Annotated in this window: 13 protein-coding genes; 11 read left to right on the forward strand and 2 right to left on the reverse strand. The window is 74.7% G+C overall.

Annotation, left to right across the window (positions count from 1 at the left end):
* Window positions 1-113: 113 nt before the first annotated feature.
* The 8 genes from I4I78_RS25100 (at window position 114) to I4I78_RS25135 (ending at window position 6,314) form a co-directional block, all read left to right on the forward strand.
* The gene (locus tag I4I78_RS25100; protein WP_308252345.1) at window positions 114-1,088 is read left to right on the forward strand and encodes a bifunctional UDP-2,4-diacetamido-2,4,6-trideoxy-beta-L-altropyranose hydrolase/GNAT family N-acetyltransferase; all 975 of its coding nucleotides are present in this window, start codon (window positions 114-116) and stop codon (window positions 1,086-1,088) included.
* Between the two features lie 202 nt (window positions 1,089-1,290).
* Entirely contained in the window at window positions 1,291-1,821 is a 531-nt protein-coding gene (locus I4I78_RS25105; RefSeq protein WP_218613967.1) for a biotin transporter BioY, read from the forward strand.
* Entirely contained in the window at window positions 1,818-3,170 is a 1,353-nt protein-coding gene (locus I4I78_RS25110) for an AMP-binding protein (protein WP_308252346.1), read from the forward strand. The genes I4I78_RS25105 and I4I78_RS25110 overlap by 4 nt, the downstream gene beginning before the upstream one ends.
* Entirely contained in the window at window positions 3,167-4,342 is a 1,176-nt protein-coding gene (locus I4I78_RS25115; protein ID WP_218613956.1) for a thiolase family protein, read from the forward strand. The genes I4I78_RS25110 and I4I78_RS25115 overlap by 4 nt, the downstream gene beginning before the upstream one ends.
* Entirely contained in the window at window positions 4,339-5,013 is a 675-nt protein-coding gene (locus I4I78_RS25120; RefSeq protein ID WP_218613957.1) for an energy-coupling factor ABC transporter ATP-binding protein, read from the forward strand. Before I4I78_RS25115 ends, I4I78_RS25120 begins: the two co-directional genes overlap by 4 nt.
* Window positions 5,010-5,660, forward strand: a complete 651-nt coding sequence (locus I4I78_RS25125; RefSeq protein ID WP_218613958.1) for an energy-coupling factor transporter transmembrane protein EcfT — start codon at window positions 5,010-5,012, stop codon at window positions 5,658-5,660. Before I4I78_RS25120 ends, I4I78_RS25125 begins: the two co-directional genes overlap by 4 nt.
* A gap of 26 nt (window positions 5,661-5,686) precedes the next feature.
* Window positions 5,687-5,947, forward strand: coding sequence for a type II toxin-antitoxin system Phd/YefM family antitoxin (locus I4I78_RS25130; protein WP_218613959.1), 261 nt, complete (start codon window positions 5,687-5,689; stop codon window positions 5,945-5,947).
* Window positions 5,931-6,314 (forward strand): type II toxin-antitoxin system VapC family toxin, encoded by a 384-nt coding sequence (locus I4I78_RS25135; protein ID WP_218613960.1) that lies wholly within the window; start codon window positions 5,931-5,933, stop codon window positions 6,312-6,314. Before I4I78_RS25130 ends, I4I78_RS25135 begins: the two co-directional genes overlap by 17 nt.
* 18 nt (window positions 6,315-6,332) lie before the next feature.
* Here the strand turns inward: I4I78_RS25135 and pseI are convergent, their stop codons facing one another.
* Window positions 6,333-7,391 carry a pseudaminic acid synthase gene (pseI, locus tag I4I78_RS25140; protein WP_218613961.1) on the reverse strand — a complete coding sequence of 353 codons (1,059 nt, stop codon included), beginning with the start codon at window positions 7,389-7,391 and terminating at the stop codon, window positions 6,333-6,335.
* Window positions 7,392-7,404: 13 nt separating this feature from the next.
* A complete protein-coding gene (locus I4I78_RS25145; protein ID WP_218613962.1) occupies window positions 7,405-8,403 on the reverse strand; it encodes a putative sugar O-methyltransferase in 999 nt (332 codons plus the stop codon).
* 114 nt (window positions 8,404-8,517) lie between these two features.
* Here I4I78_RS25145 and I4I78_RS25150 point away from each other — a divergent pair, with 114 nt between their 5' ends.
* From I4I78_RS25150 to I4I78_RS25160, 3 genes are all read left to right on the forward strand, one after another.
* Complete coding sequence (locus I4I78_RS25150) at window positions 8,518-9,195, forward strand: glycosyltransferase family 2 protein (protein ID WP_218613963.1); 678 nt, start codon at window positions 8,518-8,520, stop codon at window positions 9,193-9,195.
* 4 nt (window positions 9,196-9,199) lie between these two features.
* On the forward strand, window positions 9,200-9,697 hold the full coding sequence (locus I4I78_RS25155; protein ID WP_218613964.1) for a DUF2304 domain-containing protein: 498 nt from the start codon (window positions 9,200-9,202) through the stop codon (window positions 9,695-9,697).
* Window positions 9,698-9,752: 55 nt separating this feature from the next.
* On the forward strand, window positions 9,753-9,935 hold a 183-nt coding region (locus I4I78_RS25160), incomplete at its 3' end, for a hypothetical protein (RefSeq protein WP_218613965.1).

The following is a 9,935-nucleotide window of genomic DNA, read 5'->3' on the forward strand; positions in this document are numbered from 1 at the left end:
ACGCGGCGCACGCCCCGGTTGGATCGACGACGCCCGCGAGCGCGCCGCCGGTATCGGCCCGGGCGGACGGTGCCTCGACATCCGGCCCTACCGCCCGGGGAGACGAACCGCGCGTGCTGGTGGTGATGGGCGGCACCGACGCCGCGGGGCTGCTGCCCGCCGTCGTCCGGGCGTTGGACGCCGTCGGGGTACCCGCCGAGGTGGACGTGGTGGTCCCCGCGGGGCGAGGGCTCGACATCCCCGATACCGGCCCCGCACGGTTCCGGGCGATCGCGCCGCTGTCCGACCTGCCCGCCGCGATGGCCCGGGCCGACCTGGTGATCAGCGCCGCCGGGACGACGGTGTGGGAGCTGTGCTGTGTCGGCGTCGCGATGGCGCTGGTCCGGGCCGCGGACAACCAGACCGAGGGTTACCGCGCCGTCGTCGAGGCCGGGGCCGGACTGGGTCTCGGCGGCCCGGCGGACGTGGCCGACGCGACGTCGACCGCGGACACGCTCCGGCCCCTGCTCACCGATCCCGGCGTCCGCGCCGGGTTCGCGGCCCGCGCCCGGACCGTCGTCGACGGCAGGGGGGCCGAGCGGATCGTCGAGGCCGTGGCGGCGGCCGTCGGAGCCCGCGGTCGCGGGAACACGGTCACCGCGCGGCCGGCCACCGAGGCGGACGCCGGACTGCTGCTGGCCTGGCGCAACGACCCGGAGACCCGTCGCTGGTCACGGACGTCGGAGGAGGTCCGCCCCGAGGAACACCGCGCCTGGCTGCGCCGCTCCCTGGACCGCACCGACCGGCTGCTTCTCGTGGTCGCCGACGACACCGGCCCGGTCGGCACCGTGCGCTGGGACCGCGAGGACGACGACTGGGAGGTCTCGATCACGGTCGCGCCGGACCGCCGGGGGTCCGGGCTGGCCGGGCCACTGCTGACCGCCGGAGAACACGCCCTGCGCGAGCGCACCGGCCCCGGCACCCCGGTGATCGCCGTCGTGCACGCCGACAACGTCGCGTCCGCACGGCTGTTCGCCCGGGCCGGGTACCGGCCTGCGGGACCGGCCGACGACGACGGGTTCGCCACCCACCGCCGCATCCTCCCCTGACCTGCACGCTCCGGCGGGTGAGATGATGTCCATGGCTGTCCGGGACGGCCGGAGCGCCACCACCGTCATCTCACGCGGGGATGCCACCCGCCCGTGAGCGGGTCACCCCGGTCACGGCACGCTCCTCGTCCGGCACCGGGTGACCTAACCTCGTCCCGTGCCCAGCTCCCGCCCCACGCTGCCCGCCGCGGATCTCGCCCGCATGGTCGTGTTCGCCGCGTTCATCGCCGTGCTCGGCCTGTTCCCGGGCTTTTACGTCGGCGCGTCCGGGGTGCCGATCGTGCTGCAGAACGTCGGGCCGGTGCTGGCCGGCGCGGTCCTGGGCTGGCGTCGCGGGGTCGCCGCCGTGCTGCTGCTGCTCGCGCTGACCGCGATCGGGCTGCCGCTGCTCTCCGGCGGGCGCGGCGGGATCGCGCCGTTCGTCGGGCCGAGCGCCGGCTTCCTGTTCGGCTGGATCCTGGCCGCACTGATCACCGGCCTGATCGTGGCGCGGTCCCGGAAGCGGACGCTGCCGGTGATGCTGCTGGCGTCACTGGCCGGGATGCTCGGCGAGTACGTGATCGGCGTGCCGGTACTGGGCCTGGTCCTCGGCGACCTCCGGGCCGGCGCCGTCCAGTCGCTGGTGTTCGTGCCCGGTGACCTGCTCAAGGTCGTGCTGGCCGCGGTCGTCACCGGGCTCGTGCACCGGGCGCTGCCGGACCTGCTGCCGGTACGGGGCGACCGAGTCCGGTGACCGCCCGCCCGCCGATCCTGCGCGACGCCGCCCTCCCGCCCGACCTGCTCGCGCGCGCCCACGGCGCGGCCGCGGCGCTGCGGGGTCGCGGTGTCCGGGCCGGCGACCGGGTCGCGGTGGACGCCCGGCTCCCCCCTCGAGCCGGTCGAGCCGACGCGGCCGACCCGGAGGCGACGCTGGCCTGGTTCCTCGGCGCCGACCTGCTCGGCGCAGCGACGCTCGTCGTCGACCCGGGCTGGACGCCCCGCGAGAGCGACGCGGTCCTCGCCGACGCGGCACCGGCCGTCGTCGCCGAGGGGGTGCCGGCGCCCGGACCCGAGGTGGACCCCGTCACCGGCGACGACCCGCTGTTCTACCTGCCGACGACGTCGGGCAGCAGCGGCCGGCCGAAGGTCCTGGCCCGCACCCGCGGGTCGTGGCGGCTCGGGTTCGACGCGCTGGGCCCGGTAGCCGGGCCGGTGCTGATCGCCGGGCCGCTGAGCTCGTCGCTGTTCCTGTTCGGGGCCCTGCACGCGCTGCACCACGGCGCCGACCTGCGGCTGCGGCCCCGCCTGGACACCGACGACGCGCGGGACGCCGGGAGCCTGCACCTGGTCCCCGCCATGCTCACCGGCCTGCTAAACGGGCTCGAACGCCGTCCCGGACCGGTCGCGTTGCGCACGGTCGTCTGCGGCGGGGCGCACGTCGGTGCGGTCCTGCGCGAGCGCTGCGCGCGGGTGCTGCCGGACGTCGAGCTGATCGAGTACTACGGCTCGGCCGAGCACTCGCTGATCGCCTCGCGACGCGGCGGCGGCGCGCTGCGGCCGTTCCCGGGCGTCCGGACCGAGGTGCGCGACGACGTCCTGTGGGTGCGCTCGCCGCAGTCGTTCGCCGGCTACCTGCGCGAGGGCCGCCTCGACCCGGCCGGCGACGAGTGGAGCAGCGTCGGGGACCGCGCGGAGATCGACGACGACGGCGGCATCGTCGTGCACGGGCGGGGCAGCGCGACGATCTCCAGCGGTGGCGCGCTGGTCGCGGCCGAGGAGGTCGAGTCGGTGCTGCGGGCGGTGCCGGGGGTGGCCGACGTCGTCGTCGCCGGGACGCCGAACCCCACGCTGGGCGCGCTGGTCACGGCCGTCATCGAGCCCCGCGACGGCGGCCCGTCCACACGGGCGCTGCGGGACGCGGCCCGCAGCGGGCTCGCGCCGGGGAAGCGACCCCGCCGGTGGCTGGTGACCGCGGCGCTGCCGCGGACGTCGTCGGGCAAGCCGGCGCGCGCCGTCGTCGACGCCGGTCTGCGGGACGGGACGCTCGCCGCCGACCCGCTCGCCACGGACCCGCTCGCAGACGTCCCGCAGGGGGCCCGGTGAGCACCGCGGACCGCGCACCCGTCGTCGTCGCGGCCCGGCGGACGCCGATCGGCACGGCCGGGGGCGCGCTGCGCGGGGCCACCGTCGACGAGCTCGCGGCGCCGGTGCTGCGCGCCCTGCTCGCCGACGTCGGCCACCCCGTCGACGGGTCCCCCGCGCGCGTCGCCGGCGTGCCCGTCGCCGACGTGCTCCTCGGCAACGTGTTCGGCCCCGGCGGCAACCCCGCCCGGGTCGCCGCGCTGCGCGCCGGTCTCGGCGAGCAGGTCCCCGGCATGACGGTGGACCGCCAGTGCGCGAGCGGGCTGGCCGCGATCCTCGCCGCGGCGACCGCGGTCCGCGCCGGGGACGGCGAGGCCTACCTGGCCGGCGGCGTGGAGAGCGCGTCCACCGCCCCGCACCGCCACTGGCCCGGCGGCGACCGCTACACCCGCGCCCCGTTCGCCCCGGCCGAGCTGGGCGACCCGGACATGGGCCCGGCCGCCGACGTCGTCGCCGCGAAGGCCGGGATCTCCCGGCAGCGCCAGGACGCCTTCGCCGCGCGCAGCCACTCCCGCGCCGTCCGTGCGCAGGCCGACGGCACCTTCGACGCCGAGCTCGTCCCGGTCGCCGGGCTGGGCGCCGACCAGCGGCCACGCCCCGGTTTCACCCCCGAGCGGCTGGCCCGCTTCCGTCCCGCGTTCACCCCGGACGGGACCGCGACGGCCGCGAACTCCTGCGGCGTCAACGACGGCGCCGCGGCCGTCCTGGTGGTCAGCGAGCGGGTCCGGCGCGCACTCGGCGTACCCGGGCTGGCCCTGGCCGCGGCGGCCACCCGCGGATGCGACCCGAACCTGCTCGGGCTGGGCGCCGTCCCCGCGATGACCGAGGTCCTGCACGGTGTTGATACTCGTTCCGCGTCCGCTGCTCCCGGCCCGCCGGACACCGTGGAGTTCACCGAGGCGTTCGCCGGGCAGGCGCTGGCCTGCCTGGACGCGGCCGGCGTCGACGAGCACACCGCGAGCCCGGACGGCGGCGCGATCGCGCTCGGGCACCCGTGGGGCGCGTCCGGTGCGGTACTCGTGGTGCGGCTGTTCTCCCACCTGGTCCGCGCCCGACGGGGCCGGACCGGGCTCTCGGCCCTGTCCTCCGGAGGCGGTCTCGGCGTCGCCGCCCGGTGGGAGGTCGTCTCGTGATCGAGTTCGAGGGGGTGGGGCACCGGTTCGGCGAGCGCGTGGTGCTCGACGGGGTGGACCTGCGGCTGACGCAGCACCGCGTCGCGTTCGTCGGGGCCAACGGCTCCGGCAAGTCGACCCTCGCGCGGATGGTGAACGGCCTGGTCGTGCCGGAGACCGGGCGGGTGCTCGTCGACGGTGTCGACCCCGCCCGGCACGGGCCCGCGGTCCGCAGGCGGGTCGGGTTCGTGTTCACCGACCCGGACTCGCAGATCGTGATGCCGACGGCCGGCGAGGACGTCGCGTTCTCGCTGCGCCGCTCCGACGTACCCCGCCGCGACCGGGCCGCCCGGGCCGCGCGGGCCCTGGCCGAGTTCGGCCTGGACGGCTACGCCGAGCACCCCGCGCACCAGCTCTCCGGCGGGCAGAAACAGCTCCTCGCGCTGTGCGCGGTGCTCGTCGGTGACCCGGACGTCCTGGTCTGCGACGAGCCGACGACCCTGCTCGACCTGCGCAACAAGCGCCGCTTCGCCGAACGCCTGACCGGCCTGCGCCAGCAGGTGCTGATGCTCACCCACGACCTGGACCTGCTCGACGACTTCGACCGCGTCGTCGTCCTCGACGGGGGAAAGGTCGTCGCGGACGACGAGCCCGGCCCCGCGATCGCGCACTACCGGGACCTCTGCCGGTGAGCGCGTTCGGGCTCCACGAACCCGGCTCGAGCGTGCTGCACCGCGCCCCGGCGGGGCCGTCGCTGCTGTTCGTGCTGGTGTTCGCGGCGACCACGGTGGCGCTGTCGTCGCCGTGGTGGCTGGGCGGGGCGTGCGCCCTCGTCGCGGCCGGGTTCCTGGTGGCGCGGATCCCCCTGCGCCGGGTGTGGCCGCTGCTGCGGACCCTCGCGCTGCTGGTGGTGCTGATCCTGGCCGTGCAGTGGTGGTTCCTCGGGCCGGCGCAGGCGCTGGTGGTGTGCCTGCGGATCGTCGCCGCCCTGGGCGTCGCATCGCTGTTCACGCTGGTCACGCGTGTCGAGGATCTGGTCGACGCGGTGGAGCGCGCGCTCGGCCCGTTGCGCCGGTTCGGGGTCGACCCGGAGCGGGTCGGGGTGGTCGTCGGCCTCACCGTGCAGGCGGTGGGGACGCTGGCCGGGATCGCCGGGTCGGTGCGCGAGGCGGCCCGGGCCCGCGGGGCGGAGCGGTCGATCACCGCGTTCGCCGTGCCGTTCGTGGTCCGGACCCTGCGCTACGCCGACGAGCTGGGCGAGGCCCTCGCCGCCCGCGGGTGGGGCGACCGCGGTGCGGACGACGTCACGCGAGCGGACACCCGGTCGAACTTCAACTAGACTGGACTAAGTCCGAAGGAGGGCCAGTGACCGCCGAGTTCAACATCCACGAGGCCAAGACCCACCTGTCCCGCCTTCTGGAACGGGTCGCCGCCGGTGAACGGATCACCATCTCGAAAGCGGGCACCCCCGTCGCCGACCTGGTCCCCCACCAGCGCAGGACCGTCCGGTTCGGCGGACTACGCGACCGGATCCGCTACGACGACGCCGACTTCGACGATCTCGACCCCGACATCCAGAAGATGTTCTACGGCGACGAACCGGACGACGATGCTGCTGCTCGATAGCCAGGCCCTGCTGTGGGTGCTGTCGGGAAGCAGCCGGATCGGACCAGGGGCACAGCGGCTCATCGAGGCGTCGTCGGCCGTGCATGTCTCGACCGCGTCGATCTGGGAACTCACGATCAAGTCCATGCTGGGCAAGCTGGACCTGCCCGTCGGCCTACCGACGATCCTCGACGAACAGGGGTTCGCCGTCCTGGACGTCACGGCCGCGCATGCCGAGGGACTGCGCGCGTTCCCCGAGTTGGCGCGACACGACCCGTTCGACCGACTGATCGTCGCGCAGGCGCACCTCGAGGGCCTCGCCCTCCTGACGGCGGATCGTGTGCTGCTCGGGCTCGAACGGGACTTCGTGGTCGACGCCGGACGGTGAGAGCCAGGCTCCCCGGTTCTAGATCAGGTCCCAGGTCAGGGGCGTGCCGCGCTCGACATCGCGGGTGAACGTGCGGCCCAGGACGGTGCCGATCGTGTCCGTGGCCAGACCACCTGCCGGTCGGATGGACCGCACGTTGGCCTCGGTGACCTTCTCCCCCGCCGCCACGTCGGCGACCACGAACAGCGAGCGGCGCAGGGCCAGGGTGTCGCGCTCGGACTCGCGCGGGCCGAACCGGGCCGGACCCATCGCCAGGCGCGCGGCGTCGGACTCGCGGCACAGCGCGGCGAGCTCGCCGGGCTCCAGGCTGAAGTCGGAGTCGACGCCGCCGTCGTCGCGTCGCAGCGTCACGTGCTTCTCGATCGCGACCGCACCCATCGCCACCGACGCGACCGCCACGCCGATCCCGTAGGTGTGGTCGGACAGGCCGACCGGCACCCCGAACGCCTCGCGCAGCGCCGGGATCGTCTGCAGGTTCGCGTCCTGCGGCTGCGCCGGGTAGCTCGCGGTGCAGGCCAGCAGGACGATCTCGGTCGCGCCGCCGTCGCGGGCCGCGGTGAGCGCGGCGTCGATCTCGCCGAGGGTGGCCATCCCGGTCGACATCACCATCGGACGCCCGGTCGCCCCCATCCGGCGGATCAGCGGCAGGTCCACCAGCTCGGCCGAGGCGACCTTGTAGGCCGCGGCGTCCAGGGACTCCAGCAGCTCGACCGCGGTCGGGTCGAACGGGCTGGAGAACGGGACGAGGCCGTGCGCACGGGCCCGGGCGAACAGCGGCTCGTGCCACTCCCACGGCGTGTGCGCCTGCTCGTAGAGCTGGTAGAGGTTGCGACCGCCCCAGAGGCCGTGGTCGTCGCGGATCCGGAACGCCGGGCCGTCGGCGTCGATCGTGATCGTGTCCGCGCGGTAGGTCTGCAGCTTCACCGCCTGCGCACCGGTGCCGGCGATCGCGTCGACGATCTCCAGGGCCCGGTCCAGGGAGCCGTTGTGGTTGCCGGACATCTCGGCGATCACGAACGGCCGCTCGCCCGGTCCTACCCGGTGCTCGCCGATGGTGATCGCGTCGGGGATGCGCATGGCCCCAGGCTAGCTATCGCCGGACGAACACCATCACCTCGGACAGCGTGCCCTCGCTGTCCTGGCCGTAGAGCCCGCAGTCGGACGCGACGAGCTCGTAGTCCGGGAACGCCTCCAGGTAGCGCTCGCGCAGCATGGGCTTGCGCACGTTCGGCTTGCCGACCGGGGAGTTGCGCAGCAGCAGGTAGCGCGCGCCCAGGCCGCTGACCAGGCGCGCGTAGTTGGCGACGACGTCGGGCTCCATCTCCTGGAAGGAGATGAAGTTCGCGAACAGGTCCACCGACCCGACCAGCTTCGGCAGCTGCCAGGAGCACAGGACCGCCGCCCGCTGCGTGATCTGGTCGATCTCGATCTTCTCGGCGTCGCGGGTGGCGCCGTAGTCGAGCACCTCGTCCGCGCCGAGCACCTGCTGCAGGTAGTACGTCGCCACGGCGGCGACCGGCGGGATGTCGACGTCGATGTAGCGCAGACCCGGGTTCTGCGGGACCAGGATCTCGCCGAGCGTGCCGTAGCCGCCGCCGATCTCCAGCACGGTCTCGATCGCGAGGTCGGGCACGGCGCGCTTGAGCATGACCAGCCCGCGCAGGTAGTTCAGCGACGAGCGGCTGTGCCGACGGCCGTCGAACGTCAGCTGCTCGGTCGGCGACCCGACGGTGGACTCCGACATCCCGGCGATCCGCGGGGCGGCGTCCGGCAGGTCCAGGGCCCGGACGACCCCGTGGTGCCCGCGGGCGACCGGCACCTGGTCGAGCCGGTCCTTGACCAGCTTGCCGTTCGCGCCGGCGAGCCCGGCCAGCCGGGACAGCGCGACCGCGGGCTTCGCGACCGGGCCGTAGCGCGGGGCGTAGAAGAACGTCGCGCTCGGGTGCCGGCGGAAGTCGGAGAAGCCGTGCTCACGCAGGTCCTTCACGACCTGCTCCAGGCCGGTCTGCCAGAAGTTCGTCGGCTTGTAGAGGTCGGGCGCGCCGTCCAGGTCGGACAGCATGGCCTCGAGAAGTGCACGGGGCTCCATGGGACACGAGGTTACGGAGCGGAGATCCACCCGACTCCGTCATCCCCGGCGGGAGCCGTCTGCACGGACCGATAGCCTGCGGGTACACGCCGCAACTGACCCGAGGGAGTGAGGGTGCCCGACACGGACACGTGGGTGGTGGTCCCCGTCTACAACGAGGAGACCGTCATCGCCGACGTGATCGCGGATCTGGGCACCCGTTTCCCGAACGTCGTCTGCGTCGACGACGGCAGCCGCGACGACTCCGCGGCCCGGATCGCGACCACGCACGCGCACCTCGTCCGGCATCCGATCAACCTCGGGCAGGGCGCCTCGCTGCAGACCGGGATCGACTACGCGCTGCGCCGCGGCGCACGGTTCGTGGTCACGTTCGACGCGGACGGCCAGCACTCGGTCGACGACGCCGAGCGGATGCTCGAGGTGGCCCGCTCCGGCGAGGCCGACGTGGTGCTGGGCTCGCGGTTCCTGGAGTCGACCGAGCAGGTCCCGGGCCTGAAACGCCTCGTGCTGCGTGCCGTGGTGGCGCTCTCGCCGTCGAGCCGCAAGCTCGGGCTGACCGACGCGCACAACGGCCTGCGGGTGATCTCCCGCCAGGTCGCCGAGAACATGCGGATCAGCATGAACGGCATGGCGCACGCCTCGGAGATCGTCGACGCCCTCGCCCGCTCGCCCTGGCGGGTGCGCGAGGTGCCGGTGACGATCATCTACACCGACTACTCCCGGGCCAAGGGACAGTCGCTGCTCAACGGCGTGAACATCCTGTTCGACCTGTCCGTGCGAGGCCAGAGGTGAACCCTTGATCCTGCAGATCGTGCTGGTGCTGGCGGCCGTCGCCGCGCTGGTCTACTTCGTCCGCAGTGGACAGAACGTGGGCATCCGGGCAGGCAAGCGGCTGGCCTTCGGTGCGTTCGTCCTGGTCAACATCTACGCGGTGCTCCGGCCCGACGACGTCACCTGGGTCGCCCGCCACCTGGGCATCGGCCGCGGTACCGACCTCGTCGTCTACCTGCTGGTGGTCGCGTTCGTGTTCGGGATGCTGAACTCCTACCTGCGCGACCGCGAGATCAGCCAGCACCTGACCAACCTGGCCCGCCAGCTGGCCATCCGGGACGCGGAGCTCGCCCGCCGCGAGGACGAGCTCGCCGCGCGCCTGGCCGAGACCGCCGCCGTGGTCGGGGTCGAGATCCCCGCCTCGACCGCCACCGGAACGAACGGTGCCGCCGGTGTGCCGCCGCCGGCGGACCTCCCGGACCGGTCGCCCGCCGCCCGGGCGGAGCGCGCGGCGGGCGAGTGAGGCCCCTGACCGCCGGGGCGCCATCGGAGCCGCCCCCGCGGGACCGCGCGCGGAGGTGGGCCCGCTGGACCACCTGACGCTGCTGGCCGGCCTGCTCGTCGCCCTCCTGCCCGGCGCGGCGCTGCTGGCCGCGCTGCGGATCCGCAGCGCGCTGCTGTTCGCCGCGCTGACCCCGACCGCGACGATCGGGGTGCTGCTCGCCGTCGCGACCGCGACCGGTGCCGTCGGGCTGCCGTTC

Source organism: Pseudonocardia sp. KRD291 (assembly GCF_019263595.1).
In the GTDB taxonomy this organism is placed as follows: Bacteria; Actinomycetota; Actinomycetes; order Mycobacteriales; family Pseudonocardiaceae; genus Pseudonocardia.

Excerpts from the sequence above, each read along its gene's own strand:
- I4I78_RS25105 (WP_218613967.1), top strand. The coding sequence starts at position 1,291 with ATGGTCGTGTTCGCCGCGTTCATCGCCGTGCTCGGCCTGTTCCCGGGC.
- I4I78_RS25145 (WP_218613962.1), bottom strand. The coding sequence starts at position 8,403 with ATGGAGCCCCGTGCACTTCTCGAGGCCATGCTGTCCGACCTGGACGGC.
- pseI (WP_218613961.1), bottom strand. The coding sequence starts at position 7,391 with ATGCGCATCCCCGACGCGATCACCATCGGCGAGCACCGGGTAGGACCG.
- I4I78_RS25135 (WP_218613960.1), top strand. The coding sequence starts at position 5,931 with ATGCTGCTGCTCGATAGCCAGGCCCTGCTGTGGGTGCTGTCGGGAAGC.